At 37.4% G+C, this 14,448-nt stretch carries 11 protein-coding genes and 1 other RNA gene; all 12 read right to left on the bottom strand.

The features are described from left to right. The 12 genes from JOC83_RS16760 to eno all read right to left on the bottom strand — a co-directional run bounded on the left by JOC83_RS16760 (position 1) and on the right by eno (position 14,200). Entirely contained in the window at positions 1-1,353 is a 1,353-nt protein-coding gene (locus tag JOC83_RS16760) for a GH1 family beta-glucosidase (RefSeq protein ID WP_205188543.1), read from the bottom strand. Positions 1,354-1,367: 14 nt separating this feature from the next. Then, positions 1,368-2,168: a carbohydrate ABC transporter permease gene (locus JOC83_RS16755; protein WP_239583608.1), complete on the bottom strand. Its 801-nt coding sequence runs from the start codon at positions 2,166-2,168 to the stop codon at positions 1,368-1,370. 111 nt (positions 2,169-2,279) lie between these two features. Beyond that, positions 2,280-3,179, bottom strand: a complete 900-nt coding sequence (locus JOC83_RS16750; RefSeq protein WP_205188541.1) for a carbohydrate ABC transporter permease — start codon at positions 3,177-3,179, stop codon at positions 2,280-2,282. Positions 3,180-3,257: 78 nt separating this feature from the next. Continuing rightward, positions 3,258-4,562 carry an ABC transporter substrate-binding protein gene (locus tag JOC83_RS16745; protein ID WP_205188540.1) on the bottom strand — a complete coding sequence of 435 codons (1,305 nt, stop codon included), beginning with the start codon at positions 4,560-4,562 and terminating at the stop codon, positions 3,258-3,260. A 99-nt stretch (positions 4,563-4,661) separates the two neighbouring features. Beyond that, complete coding sequence (locus tag JOC83_RS16740; protein ID WP_205188539.1) at positions 4,662-5,684, bottom strand: LacI family DNA-binding transcriptional regulator; 1,023 nt, start codon at positions 5,682-5,684, stop codon at positions 4,662-4,664. Between the two features lie 195 nt (positions 5,685-5,879). After that, entirely contained in the window at positions 5,880-7,580 is a 1,701-nt protein-coding gene (locus tag JOC83_RS16735; RefSeq protein WP_205188538.1) for a methyl-accepting chemotaxis protein, read from the bottom strand. A gap of 446 nt (positions 7,581-8,026) precedes the next feature. Further along, positions 8,027-8,390, bottom strand: a transfer-messenger RNA (tmRNA) gene (gene ssrA / locus JOC83_RS16730). 118 nt (positions 8,391-8,508) lie between these two features. Next, positions 8,509-8,976: an SsrA-binding protein SmpB gene (gene smpB / locus JOC83_RS16725; protein WP_205188537.1), complete on the bottom strand. Its 468-nt coding sequence runs from the start codon at positions 8,974-8,976 to the stop codon at positions 8,509-8,511. Positions 8,977-9,102: 126 nt separating this feature from the next. After that, positions 9,103-11,451, bottom strand: a complete 2,349-nt coding sequence (gene rnr, locus JOC83_RS16720; protein WP_205188536.1) for a ribonuclease R — start codon at positions 11,449-11,451, stop codon at positions 9,103-9,105. Between the two features lie 64 nt (positions 11,452-11,515). After that, a complete protein-coding gene (locus JOC83_RS16715) occupies positions 11,516-12,256 on the bottom strand; it encodes an alpha/beta hydrolase (RefSeq protein ID WP_205188535.1) in 741 nt (246 codons plus the stop codon). A gap of 281 nt (positions 12,257-12,537) precedes the next feature. Beyond that, positions 12,538-12,771: a preprotein translocase subunit SecG gene (gene secG / locus JOC83_RS16710; RefSeq protein ID WP_205188534.1), complete on the bottom strand. Its 234-nt coding sequence runs from the start codon at positions 12,769-12,771 to the stop codon at positions 12,538-12,540. Positions 12,772-12,907: 136 nt separating this feature from the next. Then, positions 12,908-14,200 carry a phosphopyruvate hydratase gene (eno, locus tag JOC83_RS16705; RefSeq protein ID WP_205188533.1) on the bottom strand — a complete coding sequence of 431 codons (1,293 nt, stop codon included), beginning with the start codon at positions 14,198-14,200 and terminating at the stop codon, positions 12,908-12,910. Positions 14,201-14,448 lie beyond the last annotated feature (248 nt).

The following is a 14,448-nucleotide window of genomic DNA, read 5'->3' as shown; positions in this document are numbered from 1 at the left end:
TTACTCCACAGTGCTTGAAGGTACTTTTAAGCTTCTATTTTTAATGATTTCTGCATAACGATGCGCGCTATCTTTCCAAATTCGCTCTTGTGAATCAAAGTCTACATAAATAATGCCAAATCGCTTATCGTATCCAAAGCTCCACTCGAAATTATCAAGCAATGACCATAAATAATAGCCTTGAATGTTCATTCCTTCATCGTTTAACTCGGAAACAGCTTGTAGATGCTGCTCAACGTACTCTACACGCTTCACATCATGCACTCTTCCGTTTTCAACTTGATCATCAAACGCTGCTCCGTTTTCTGTAATATAAATCGGAAGGTCTGTGTACTCTTTTCGTAAGCGATGAATTAAATCTTTAAATTCCTTCGGTGCAATATCCCAGCCCATTCCCGTTTTTTCATAGTCAGAGTATGCGCCTTGGTACATAAAGTCTGCAGCTGCATTAAACTCGACTAAACCACGGCTATAAAAGTTAATGCCGAAGAAATCACAATCGATTGAGATTAATTCCATATCTCCTTGGTGAATGAAGTCATAAGAATGAACATACTTAGAAAATAGATTCATCATATCTGTTGGGTATTGACCTTTAAATACTGGATCTAAAAACCAACGATTTGAATATCCATCTGCATTGTTAGCCGCTAATTGATCATTCGTTGAATCTGTCTTTGCGTAGACAGGAGAAAGATTTAATGTAATACCGATTGGTGTTTCAGAATGAAAAGTCTCCTTAAGCATTTGTACAACTTTTCCATGTGATAAAAGAATATGGTGAACCGCTTTTAATGCTTCTTCTAGATTTTGATGACCAGGAGCATGAACACCTTGATGATACCCTAAAAATCCAGCGCACCAAGGTTCATTGTGTGTAATCCAAGAATCAACATATTCATCTAGCTCTTGAAAACAAACTTTTGCATAGTCTGCAAACCATTCAACCGATTCTCTGTTTGTCCAACCACCTTCTTCATGTGCCCACATAGGAAGGTCCCAATGATAAAGTGTAACGGCTGGCTTAATTCCTTCTTCTAATAAACGAGATGTTAGCTTTTTATAAAATGCCATTCCTTCTGCATTGAACACGCCTTTTTGAGGAAATATTCTTGGCCAAGCAATAGAAAAGCGATATGTGTCTACTCCTAGGTTTTTAATATGCTGAATATCCTCTTCAAATCGATGATAATGGTCACAAGCAACATCACCGTTATGTTGCTTGTACACTTTTCCTGGAATATCACAGAACATATCCCAAATGGACGGTGTTCTTCCGTCTTCTGCATGAGCTCCTTCAATTTGATAAGAAGATGTTGCTGTTCCGAATGTAAATTCTTTCGTAAATGTCATGTCTTTTCTCTCCTCTATTCTTTAATTGAACCTGCTGAAATGCTGTTAACGATATATTTAGATAAGAATAAAAATGCAACCATAATCGGAACAACCGATATCGCAATTCCTAGATACATAGAACCTAAGTTTTGAGCAACTTGTGAACCTTTTAAGAAGCCCATTAATACTGGTAACGTATATTTTTCTGGTGAGAACAACACGACCAACGGGACAATGTAGTTGTTCCAAGATCCGATAAATGTAAAGATAGACATGGTCGCAATAGCCGGCATCATGATTGGAATCGCAACTGTGTGAAAGATTTTAAATTCACTAGCTCCATCAATTCGCGATGCTTCAATCAAGCTAGGGTGAAGCGTTGTTTGAATGTATTGACGTAGAAAGAATACGACAAACGGACTAGCAATCGCTGGCACGATTAATGGAATAAACGTATCTAGAATACCTAAGTTTTTACTTAATTCATAGAATCCGATTAATCCTAGTTGTCCTGGTACCATCATCATGATCAACATAAAGACAAACAAGAAATTTTTCCCTTTAAATGTGTAAAAGGCAAATCCGTAAGCAGTTAATGCTGAAAAGTATCCAGATAAAACGGTCACAAGAACGGAGATAATTAAACTATTTTTAAATCCAGCCCAGATGTTAATGTAGTTCATCATCGTTTGATAGTTTTCAACTAAAGAAGTGCCGGGAAGTAATTGAAACCCTGTTAGAATTTCTTCGTTTGATCGAGTGGCATTAACAAGCATCATTAAAAATGGAATAAAACAAATCACTGCTAGCAAGACAAGAAATGTATAGATCATGATTTTCACGACGCTTGGTCGTTTGGCATTACGTGATTTTTCTAATGAGAATGCTGAATGCTGCTTCGTCTTGTTTTCGTATTTTTCTACTGGTGCTTTTTCTAACATGGTTTACACCTGCCTTCCTTGTTTACGTTGATTTCCATACATACCTTTGAATACAATTGCTGAAAAGATGAGCGTAATCACAAATAAGCCGTAAGCTACAGCCGATGCATAGCCGTAATTGTTGTATTTAAATGCTTGGTTGTATAAGTACAGAACCATTGTGTTAAGTGCTCCATCAGGTGAACCGATACCATCTGTTAAAAGCATTGGTAAATCAAATAATTGAAGTCCGCCAATTAATGACGTAATCATGATATAAAGTAAGATTGGCTTTAATAACGGAACCGTAATCTTAGTAAACGTTTGCCAACGGTTCGCACCATCAATTAATGCTGCTTCATAATAGTCTTTTGAAATACCAGATACGCCTGCCATTACAACGATAAACGAGTGACCAAACCACATCCACGTCAGAATTAACGAGACAGAAAGTTGAGCTGAAGTTGGTTCATTCAACCAGTTGATCGGCTCTGATATAAGCCCGATATTCATTAGAACCATATTTAATGATCCATGTTGCCAATCAAGTAAAATACCAAATAATAAGGCAACAGAACTAATGGTAATCAGGTTAGGAAGATAAAAAATCGATCTAAAAAAAGCAAGTCCTTTTAGCTTGATTCTCATATCAGAAAAAATCATTGCTAATAACAACGCCAAACTCATTTGTAACACAAAGTTTATTCCCCAAATCTTCCACGTGTTAAAAAAGGCTTCAACGAAGTACGTATCCGTTAACAATCTTTTATAATTTTCTAGACCGATGACTTCCGCTACACCGCTCCCTGTATAGTTTGTAAAACTGTAGTAAAAGGTAAGCCCGACAGGATAAATACTAAATACGCCAAAAATCAGCCAAAATGGAGCAATAAAAAGGTACCCATATCGGTTTAGATTCTTCATGTTTCCGCCCTCTTTCTAAGAATGAATGGTTAAGGGTGACGCCATCTAATTGTGTCACCCTTAACACCATGTACTACATTATTTATTCGGTACGTTTATATCAGGGTAAGCATTCTTTACTTTGCTATAGAATTCTTTAATTGCTTCTTCTTTTGATTTTTTACCTTCTGCATATTGCTGAACAGCGCTTCCATATAAAGTATCAATTTGTTGATCATACTTTGTCACGATACCTGGCTCAATCTTTTCAGATTGTCCTAAGAAGAACTCGTAATTGTTTTGACCACCTAAGAACTCTTCGCTAAAGTCATCTTTAATTTTATTTGTTACAGGAAGATAAGATAAAACATCTCCCGTTTCTTTCGCCCACTCTGTTAAGAACTCATCATCTTGCGTCATCATTTCTACAAATTTATAAGCAAGTTCTTTGTTTTTTGATTTACTATAAACACCTAACCAAGTACCACCCCAGAAGTAAGAAGTTGGCCCACTTGTTAATGCCCAGTCTCCTGTCGTTTCTTTCACATTTGTTTTAAGAACACTGTGTAGTCCCCATGTAGGTAAAACATAAGAAAAGACTTGTGTTTCTACTTCATTACCTTTTTCTTTTACTTTAATTGGCTTATCCATTGCTTCAAACCAAGACGGTGACCACTCAGGTGCTAATGCTGTATAATTGTTTGTTCTTAATTCTTTTGCATAATCCATGAAATTGATTCTTTCATCTGTTAACTGTAACTCATTGTCTTTGTTCACCCATGGCTGAGGATTATCTCCTTGTGCGAACCAACGGATTGATCCTTCATCTGGAAACATCTTATAACCTTTTGCTTTCATCTTTTCAGCCACTTCAAATACTTTATCCATTGAACTAAGCATGTTGCCTACTTCTGCTGGATCATCTGTTCCAAGTACTTCTTTTGCAATACTACGTTTGTAAAAGATTCCACCTGGTGTCGTTTGCCATGAAACGGCTCTTACATTTCCATCTTTATCTTTTCCTAAATCAAATACATACGGAACAAACTTGTCTGCTTGCTTCTCTACACTATAAGGCTCCTCAGATAAGTTCTCCCAATACCCTGCATCTACCCACTGCTTAATGAATGCAATTTCTCCAGTGAACACATCAGGTGCTCCTACTCCACTTTCAAGTACTGGCTTTAGCTTCGTCGGGTAATCAGCAATTGGAACAATCGTCAATTCGACCTTAACACCATTTTTTTCTTCAAATTTTGTAATTGGTTTTTTTAATTCATCAGTGAATGACCAAATTTTTAGGTCAACATCTTTGTTACCACCTGTTTCTTTGTTGCCAGCGCAACCAGCTAAAACACCTATTAATAAAATCGATGCTAAAGCAATGCTTACTAATTTTCTCATTGTAGTTTCTCCCCCTTAAAATTTTGAAATCGGTTTCGATTTAATTTAAAATTTAAACAATACGAAACCGCTTTCGAATTGCTCTAAAAAAATAATGCCTTATTTTTCTTTTTTAGATATGGTTCTACAGGAATCTCGGATGATAAGTTCCACCGGAATCACTTCTGAATGAATCATCTTTTTCTTTTTCGTGATTTGATTAAGTAACATCTTAGCAGCTCGTTCTCCTATTAAGTGTGTATCCTGCTTAATAGTTGTTAGCTTTGGCGTAATGTAACTGGACATCTCAATGTCATCAAACCCTATAATGGAGATATCTTCTGGAACGGATAGTCCTTTTTCCTTTACAGCTTCAATCGCGCCGATTGCCATGTGGTCACCTGCTGCAAACACTGCTGTCGGTCGATCACGTAAGGACAGTAGCTGTTCCATTGCATGCTTTCCTTCTTTAATTGAAAATAGTCCTCCATTAATGAGGTATTCTTCTGGAATAGGAAGATGTAGCTGCTTCATCGCATCTTTATATCCTCTAATCCTTGCTGCTCCTGCATCGGTTTTAGAATCTCCGGCAATATGAGCAATTTTAGTATGACCAAGTGAATACAAATAATGAACGGCTAAGCTTGATCCTGCAACGTTATCAGAATGAATCACACTACAACCTGGGTCCATACGATCGATGACTGTGATTGGTAATGTACTGTTTATCATCTCTCGAACTTGAGCATCTTTTGAATCTGAACAGATCACTACAATCCCGTCTACCGCTCGATATTGAAAATGCTCTAAATAACTAATATCACGATTACGAAGGTTTCTTGATGCAAAAATGAGATCATATCCTTCTCTTTCTACGTACTTTCTAAAGCTTTCAATCACTCCATTGAAAAATGGATGCTTCATTCCTACTTCGTTTGCCTCAGAAAACATAACCCCTATGGTCCAAGATTTTTTCGTAGAAAGAGATTGAGCATGAGCATTTGGTAAATACCCCATTTCTGCTGCAACTCGTAAAATTTGTTGCTTCGTCTTTTCACTGACATCAGAGTAATTATTAAGAGCCTTAGACACTGTTGTACTTGAAAATCCTGCTTTCTTTGCAACATCATAGATTGTAATCATTTCTTATCTCCTCTATTCCGAAAGCGCTTTCGATAATTTCATTATAGCTTAGCATTTTTAAGTAATCAATAAAAAATTTTCAGATTTTGCTTGAAAATTTTTCTTTTAAATGACGATAAAAAACGGACTTATCACATTGATAAGCCCGCTTCATAACTCGCAGCTTCTTTCCATTTGTTAAAATATTATTATTGCTTACTGCACTTTAAACCTTTTAATTAATTCTTGAAGCTCTCCAGCCAGTGTAGAAAGCGAAGTGGCTGTTTTATTCATATATTCAATAGATGTCATTTGCCTGTCTGAAGAAGCGGCAACTTGTTTTGTCATTTGAAATGACGATGTAGATGCATGTGCCATTTCTTGAACCGAAGCAGCTACTTGTTGTGAACCAGCACTTATTTGTTCAGACGTTGCTGAAATGTTTTCGATTTCTACTTTCATTTCTTCCATAGCGTTTAATATTTCATTAAATTTCTCATTTGTTTGCTCTGCTGAATGAACGCCATCGGAAACAATCTGCTTAGTCGTTTCAATGGCTTGAATCGTGTCATGTGTTTCTGCTTGTACTTGTTGAATTAACGTTGAAATTTGCTTAGTAGAATGAGAAGATTGCTCTGCTAATTTACGCACTTCATCTGCTACGACCGCAAATCCCCTACCTGATTCACCTGCTCGTGCCGCTTCAATCGCTGCATTTAGGGCTAATAAGTTTGTTTGCTCAGAAATCTCTTGAATCATTGTGGTAATCTTTCCGATCTCTTTAGACCTTTCGCCTAAGGATTGAATATTGTGAGCCGTTTCGTTCACTTCTGTGCGTAAGGATTGAATGTGAGCAACCAATTCATTAATAGCAACGGTTCCTTCGTTAGCTTTTATGGAAGCCGTATGAGATAGCTCAGAGACGCTCGAAGCATTTTCAGCAATGGACGATATACCTTTGCTCGTTTCTTCGACCGCTGTTGCTGATTCATTTGACATTATATTTTGAGTTTCTACTGTATGAGTTAATTGTTGAATGGACTGATTGATTGCTTCCACATCGTTTATGACACTTTCAGCACCTGACTGAAGCTGAACCGATGAAGAAGCTACGCTATTTGAATGTTGTTCCACATTGATAATGATGGTTCGTAAAGTTGATAAAAATTGATTGAAAGAAGAGGCCAATTCACCAAGCTCGTCATTCGTACGTATTTTTATCTCCTTTGTCAGATCTCCATTACCAGAGGCAATCTCCTTAAACTGTATATTCATTTCCTTCAAAGGCTGAATAATGGAACGAGTGAGTAGAATACCTACTGTTAAGCTAAGTAAAATAATGGAGAGAATTAAAACAATTTGAGACGTTGTCCTCTTCGTCTCTAAAGCAGCCAATTTCACTTTACTTTCATGAACCTCTGTGTCTATTGACGCTACTAATTCTTCAATCGCAGGGGATAACGTTTCTTTTCGAATCGTTCGTTGATTGATAAAATGAATCTCTTCAGCCAATTGAAGATTTCCATCTTCATAAGCTGTAATGCTATCCTCATGTGCTTGAATATAAGAGGCAAAAGCTTTTTCTAGGTTGACAACTAGCTGTTGTTCTTCTTTTACGATAAGAACCTTTGATTTTTCTAGTAGTTCCAATGCCTCTTTTTGTTTTTCGTCAATCTGCTCCACATATGAAACATCCTTTTTGACTAAAAATCCTCGCTCATCATTTGAAATACCTGCAAGTTTATATTGAAAATTTTTAAGATGCGTTGCTACTTCTGTATATTGCAAAAAATGCTCATACTTTATTCGCATATCTTTTTGAATATAGATTGAATATCCACCTATTATACTCGTTCCCATCATTAATAAGAGTAGTAATATAGCCATTCGATGCTTGATTGTTTTAAAAATAAACATTTTCTTCCTCCTGTATACCATTAGATGCCAACTGTTATGACTATGTATAACTTGCTATCATGCAGTACTTGTCCACATATTCACTACTTTTTTGTTTAGGAATTTTTTCAAGATATAAACTCTCCCTTATTTACACGATAACCATAGGACAACTCATTCATTATAAGAAGTTTAAAAGTCGTTGGAAAGAAGAAAATGACTAAATTAGAAAATTTTACTTAAATCAAACCCAATTTAAATAAGAAGCATAGGAGGAAAAGAACCATTCATGCGAGATTGGATCATTGAGGATATTTAAAGAGTTGATTAGAAAGTATGCGCTGATTATATATGGATTGCATCTCTTGTATGTAAAAGTAGAGAAAACAAAAATAAAGCACAAGTTAGCCAAAATGGCTATCCTATGCTTTATGTGAATAATCGTATGTAGCCACCAAAGTATGTATTGGTGGAGACGGTGGGAGTCGAACCCACGTCCAGACATATCGGCACTTAAGCTTCTACGAGTGTAGTCGGCATATTAGCAATTCGCAATCTTTTCTGCCTACCGACAGGCGTCCAAGTCACTAGTCTGATTGTTCTCTTCCTTCGTCCTCAGACGGCGAACTCCGGCGTAGCCCACTTAAAGTGAGTCCCTGATCCTACCACATGGGCGATGGAGGGAGGAACCGCTTTAAACTGTTATTAAGCAGCTAAAGCGAAGTTATTGTTAGATTTGCCAGTTATTATTGGCGTTGATGTTTTTACGAGGCCATCTCCTCGACTCGCAACTCAAGCTCGAACTATCCCTGTCGAATCCGTAACGTCCCCATATATAAAAGGGTAACTAGGAAATGTTCGTTAAGCAAAAGTTAACGTTGTAACTGGCTAACAACAATTCTTATTATAGCACAAAATGTGAGCTTTGCAATTGTAAGTTTTTGTAAAACTAATCTTTTTGACGATCACGGAATGCGCGCTCAATATCACGTTTTGCTTCTTTCTTCTTCAAGTCATCACGCTTGTCATATTTCTTTTTACCCTTACCTAACCCTAATAAAACCTTTGCGAAACCATTTTTCAAATAAAGCTTGAGTGGTACAAGCGAGTAACCTGTTTCTTTCGTATAACCAATTAGCTTACTGATTTCACGCTTATGCAACAGTAATTTACGCGTGCGAAGCGGGTCATGATTATAACGGTTACCTTGCTCATAAGGACTAACATGCATATTGTGTAAAAAGACTTCGCCATTTTGCACACGAGCAAATGAATCTTTTAAGTTAACACGTCCATTACGAATCGACTTAATTTCTGTTCCTTGTAGAACAATACCTGTTTCGTACGTTTCTTCAATAAAATAATCATGATGCGCTTTTTTATTTTGCGCAATTAATTTCCCTTCACCTTTTGGCATCGTACTTCCCCTTTCCCTACGGTAATCTACATTCTACCAAATTCATGTTTCTAAAACAATGAGTGGGTAGAAACGAGAAGGTCTTACTCTGAGTGAGCAAGACCTTTTGTAAAAGAAACACACTCTTTATTTTCGTTTCTTTTTACGTTTCGCTTTCGGTGCGTTTTCAAAGAAGCGTTTTTTCTTCTTCTTTTTAGGCTTTTCCGTTGTCCAACCATCTACACTGTTTTCTTTCTTACCATTTGAACCTGTTTTTGATCTTTTAGAAGGTTTGTCATCACGTTTCTTCGCTTTAATGACCGTCGGACGATCTTTCGCAATACGCTTACGACTTTCTTTCATGCCGACAATAACAAAGTCAATTGATCGCTCATCTTTGTTCACATCAACTACTTTTACTTCAATTTCATCACCAATACGGAACACATTTCCTGTACGTTCACCAATCATGGCATAATGACGCTCATCGTATCGGTAATAATCATCTGTTAAGTCACTTACATGAACGAGACCTTCAATTGTATTGGATAGTTCCACAAACATACCAAAGTTTGTAACGGAGCTAATAATTCCTTCAAACGTTTCACCAATTTTATCAGCCATAAACTCAGCTTTTTTCATGTCATCGGTTTCGCGCTCTGCATCCACAGCTCGTCGTTCCATATTTGAAGAGTGTTCCGCAATATCTGGTAAGTCCTCTTTCCATCTTGCTTGTGTATCTGCATCTACTTTTCCTTCAATTAAGTAAGTACGAATTAAACGATGCACAATTAAGTCTGGATAACGTCGAATTGGTGATGTGAAATGTGTGTAAAACTCTGTTGATAACCCAAAGTGACCTAAACTTTCTGCTTCATAACGCGCTTGTTTCATCGAGCGAAGCATCACTGTGGATACAACCATTTCTTCTGGATTTCCTTGCACCGCTTCTAAAATATCTTGAAGCGCTCGAGGATGAATGTCGTTACCCGTTCCTTTCACGACATATCCAAAGTTTGTGACAAATTCTAAGAAGCGACTAAGCTTCTCTGCATTAGGCTCTTCATGAATACGATACATAAACGGTACGTTCATCCAATGGAAGTGCTCAGCCACCGTTTCATTCGCCAATAACATAAATTCTTCGATTAAACGCTCTGCTACTGAGCGTTCACGTAGTTCCACATCATAAGGATGGCCTTCTTTATCAACAAGTACCTTTGCTTCTTTAAAATCAAAGTCAATCGCTCCGCGATCCATACGCTTCGTACGAAGAACAGATGCTAACTCGCCCATTAATTCAAACATGGGGATAAGCTGTTCATATCTCGACATGACTTCTTCATCTTTATCCACAAGAATTTTATTCACATCTGAATAAGTCATTCGTTCTGTTGTTTTAATTACACTTTCAAAAATTTCATTTGAAACAACTTCACCTTGTTGATTTACTTCCATCTCACAGGAAAGTACCAAGCGATCTACCTGTGGATTTAACGAACAAATCCCGTTTGATAGACGATGAGGAATCATTGGAATAACACGGTCAACCAAATAGATACTCGTTCCACGGTCCGCTGCTTCAACGTCAATTGGTGACCCTTCTGTTACATAGTGTGAAACGTCAGCAATGTGAACACCTAACTTGTAGTTGCCGTTTTCTAGTTTTTTTACGGTAACTGCATCATCTAAGTCTTTTGCATCGGCACCATCAATCGTCACAATGACTTCATCACGTAAATCACGTCGGTTCTTAATTTCGTCTTCACTAATGGTTTCTGGCGTATCGTTTGCTTGCTGTAATACATCAGCAGGAAATGATTGTGGTAATCCATGTTTATGTATAACAGATATGATATCCACACCAGGATCATTTTTATGACCTAAAATCGTTACAATTTCCCCTTCAGCACTCATACGTCCTTCTGGATAACTTGTTAGTTTTACAACCACTTTATGACCATCAATTGCCCCTTTAGATGCGTTTTTGGGGATAAAAATGTCACTTGCAATCTTTTTATCATCAGGAATAACGAATCCAAAGCTTTTACTTTGTGAATAAGTCCCCACTACCTCTTGCATGCCGCGTTCAATAATTTTTACAATCGTTCCTTCACGACGAGCACCTGAGGATTCTGATACAACACGTGCAAGCACGATATCACCATGCATCGCATTGTTTGTCTCAGTAGGTGGAATAAAAATATCACTTGCCTCTTTATCCTCAGGTACGACAAACGCGAATCCTTTAGCATGTCCTGTTAGCTTACCGCGTACAAAATTCATTCTCTCTGGTAAGCCATAACGATTACTGCGAGAACGCATCACGAGACCTTTTTCTTCCATAATGACAAGAGCTTTTACGAACTCTTTAAAGTCAGCAGAATCTTTAATCCCGAATGCCTCTTCTAATTCTTGAACCGTTAAAGGTTTATAACTTTCTTCCTTCATAAAGGAAAGCAAGCGGTCAATGTGCTGTTGCATTTCTTGTTCCATAAAGCGTTCCCTCCTTTTCTCTCTACTTCCTATCTATAAATAGATATATACAATGACAATATTCTTACCAATCTAATGACTCTAAAAATTGATATACATCTTCATGTAACTGATCGCGCTCTTTATCGAGTGTAATAACGTGACCAGATTCTTCATACCATTTAATATCTTTTACAGGGGATTCAACACCGTTATAAATGATGTTTGCACTGTCTGTATTAATCATATGATCGTGACGAGCTTGTACGACAAATGTTGGTGCATAAATCATGTCAATCGATTCACGTACATCTGAGATTAAACCTTGAAGTGCCTTTAATGTATTCATCGGCGTTTTTTTGAACTCTTCCATTTCTTTTTCAATTTGTTCGGTTGTTTTTCCTTCACGCTTTTTATATTCTTTTGCGTATTCAAGAACACCTTTATACATGATTTCTTCGCTTTTAATATACATAGGCGCGCACATAGGCACAATACCCTTTATAGGTACAGTGTAACCTAATTTCAAGGAAAATACGCCTCCTAGCGACAAACCAGCAACCGCAATACTTTCATGTCCTTTATCTTTTAAAAATTGATAGGCTTCCATGACATCTTGCCACCAATCTTCTGGACCAGTATGAACAAGTTCTTCCGGTGGAACACCGTGACCTTTATAATGTGGAGCATGACATGTGTACCCTTTCTTCTCTAAGAATCGACCAAGCATCCTAACATCGGCAGAATTACCTGTAAAGCCATGTAATAAAAGTACGGCTCGTTCTCCGCCTTCAAACGTAAATGGTTTTGGTGTTGCAACTTTCATTTCTTTCACTCCTTCATATATATACGTCGCTCATTTGTTTGAACTGTTTCATTTGATACATTAGAAAAGCAATTGTTTGGATTCCTTATTAGATTGCAACGAAGACTGTTTTTTAATCAAACGTTCGTTTAAACTTCTCTACTCTCTTTATTTATCAAGATTAGCCACTATTTAAACAATCGTTTATTTAAAAAGAAATGGTAAAATCTCCGTTAAATGTTCATTATATCACTATGATAAAATGAAGAGAAACAAAAAAGGCCAGCTCTAGGAGCTCGCCTTTAAATTTTAAAGTATGTTACTGCAAGAGTTAAAAGAAAGAATAATACAGATAAAACAATAGTTACTCGGTGTAATACTAAATCAATTCCACGTGCTTTTTGTTTTCCAAATAACGTTTCAGCACCACCTGAAATTGCACCAGAAAGTCCCGCACTTTTTCCCGATTGTAATAATACCACTACAATTAGTGCAATCGATACGATTACAAGTAAAGTAATTAGTACTGTATGCATGCCATACACCTCCTACATCAATACGCACACTATCTTAAACATAATTTATCATAAAATTGTGTCATGTACAAGATAGCACTGGAAATAAACAAAACAAATAAGGGTGAGCTTTTAGAGCTCACCCTTATTTATATGATTAGTTTTTTACATTGTAGAAAGATTTTAATCCATCGTACTTAGCAACTGGACCTAATTGATCTTCAATGCGAAGTAATTGGTTGTATTTTGCTACACGGTCTGTACGTGATGGAGCACCAGTCTTAATTTGACCAGCATTTAATGCAACTGCAATGTCAGCAATTGTGCTATCTTCAGTTTCACCAGAACGGTGAGAGATAACTGCTGTGTAACCAGCGCGCTTCGCCATTTCGATTGCATCAAATGTCTCAGTTAATGTACCGATTTGGTTAACTTTGATTAAGATTGAGTTAGAGATACCTTTTTCGATACCTTCAGCAAGCTTCTTCGTATTTGTTACGAATAGATCGTCACCTACTAATTGTACTTTCGTACCGATACGCTCAGTTAGAAGTTTGTGACCATCCCAGTCGTTTTCATCTAAACCGTCTTCGATTGAAATGATTGGGTATTTAGAAACAAGCTCTTCGTAGAAATCAACCATTTCAGCAGAAGTACGAACAACACCTTCGCCTTTGAAGTGGTATTTTCCGTCTTCTTTGCTGTAAAGCTCAGAAGATGCAACGTCCATTGCTAACATTACTTGCTCACCTGGCTTGTAACCAGCTTTTTCGATTGCTTCAATGATTGTTTGAAGTGCTTCTTCATTTGAACCAAGGTTTGGTGCGAAACCACCTTCGTCACCTACTGCTGTGTTGTAACCTTTAGATTTTAATACTGATTTTAAGCTATGGAAGATTTCAGTTCCCATGCGTAAACCTTCTTTGAAGTTTTCAGCACCTACAGGCATTACCATAAATTCTTGGATATCAACGTTGTTATCAGCATGCTCTCCACCGTTGATGATGTTCATCATTGGTACTGGAAGAGTTTTTGCGTTCACGCCACCAAGGTATTGGTATAAAGGCATGTCATAGTAGTCTGCTGCTGCACGAGCAACTGCCATTGATACACCTAGAATTGCGTTTGCACCTAATTTACCTTTGTTTTCAGTTCCGTCAAGCTCGATTAACGCTTGGTCGATTACTACTTGATCAAATACATCGTAACCGATGATTGCTGGAGCGATGATTTCGTTTACGTTCTCAACCGCTTTTAATACACCTTTACCAAGGTAACGATCTTTGTCACCATCACGTAGTTCTACTGCTTCGTATTCACCAGTAGATGCACCACTTGGTACTAAAGCGCGACCCATTGCGCCAGACTCCGTATATACTTCAACTTCTACAGTTGGGTTACCGCGAGAATCTAATACTTCACGTGCGTATACATCAACAATAATTGACATGTTATTTTCTCTCCTTTGAATATCAAATGTTTTTTTATTTACGAATTCGTTTTAACGTTGTTGCTCTAGAGCTTGTTCCGCTTTGCTTACTGTCTAGCTGCACAAGCTATGTCCTACGGCTGTTTCAATCCTTCCTACGAAGTCAAAGAGCGACTTCTTCTCAGGATCTCCAACATCCTATGGACATGAACGAGCTTGTTCCGCTTTGCTTACTGTCTAGCTACGGCTCCTAGGCTTTCGGTCGTTTC

The sequence above is a fragment of the Priestia iocasae genome (assembly GCF_016909075.1).
Classification (GTDB): domain Bacteria; phylum Bacillota; class Bacilli; order Bacillales; family Bacillaceae_H; genus Priestia; species Priestia iocasae.
This window is presented reverse-complemented; position numbering and strand designations above follow the sequence as displayed.

Excerpts from the sequence above, each read along its gene's own strand:
- rnr (WP_205188536.1), bottom strand. The coding sequence starts at position 11,451 with ATGGAACAAGAAATGCAACAGCACATTGACCGCTTGCTTTCCTTTATG.
- JOC83_RS16750 (WP_205188541.1), bottom strand. The coding sequence starts at position 3,179 with ATGAAGAATCTAAACCGATATGGGTACCTTTTTATTGCTCCATTTTGG.
- smpB (WP_205188537.1), bottom strand. The coding sequence starts at position 8,976 with ATGCCAAAAGGTGAAGGGAAATTAATTGCGCAAAATAAAAAAGCGCAT.
- JOC83_RS16740 (WP_205188539.1), bottom strand. The coding sequence starts at position 5,684 with ATGATTACAATCTATGATGTTGCAAAGAAAGCAGGATTTTCAAGTACA.
- JOC83_RS16735 (WP_205188538.1), bottom strand. The coding sequence starts at position 7,580 with ATGTTTATTTTTAAAACAATCAAGCATCGAATGGCTATATTACTACTC.
- JOC83_RS16755 (WP_239583608.1), bottom strand. The coding sequence starts at position 2,168 with ATGATCTATACATTTCTTGTCTTGCTAGCAGTGATTTGTTTTATTCCA.
- JOC83_RS16745 (WP_205188540.1), bottom strand. The coding sequence starts at position 4,562 with ATGAGAAAATTAGTAAGCATTGCTTTAGCATCGATTTTATTAATAGGT.
- eno (WP_205188533.1), bottom strand. The coding sequence starts at position 14,200 with ATGTCAATTATTGTTGATGTATACGCACGTGAAGTATTAGATTCTCGC.
- JOC83_RS16760 (WP_205188543.1), bottom strand. The coding sequence starts at position 1,353 with ATGACATTTACGAAAGAATTTACATTCGGAACAGCAACATCTTCTTAT.
- secG (WP_205188534.1), bottom strand. The coding sequence starts at position 12,771 with ATGCATACAGTACTAATTACTTTACTTGTAATCGTATCGATTGCACTA.
- JOC83_RS16715 (WP_205188535.1), bottom strand. The coding sequence starts at position 12,256 with ATGAAAGTTGCAACACCAAAACCATTTACGTTTGAAGGCGGAGAACGA.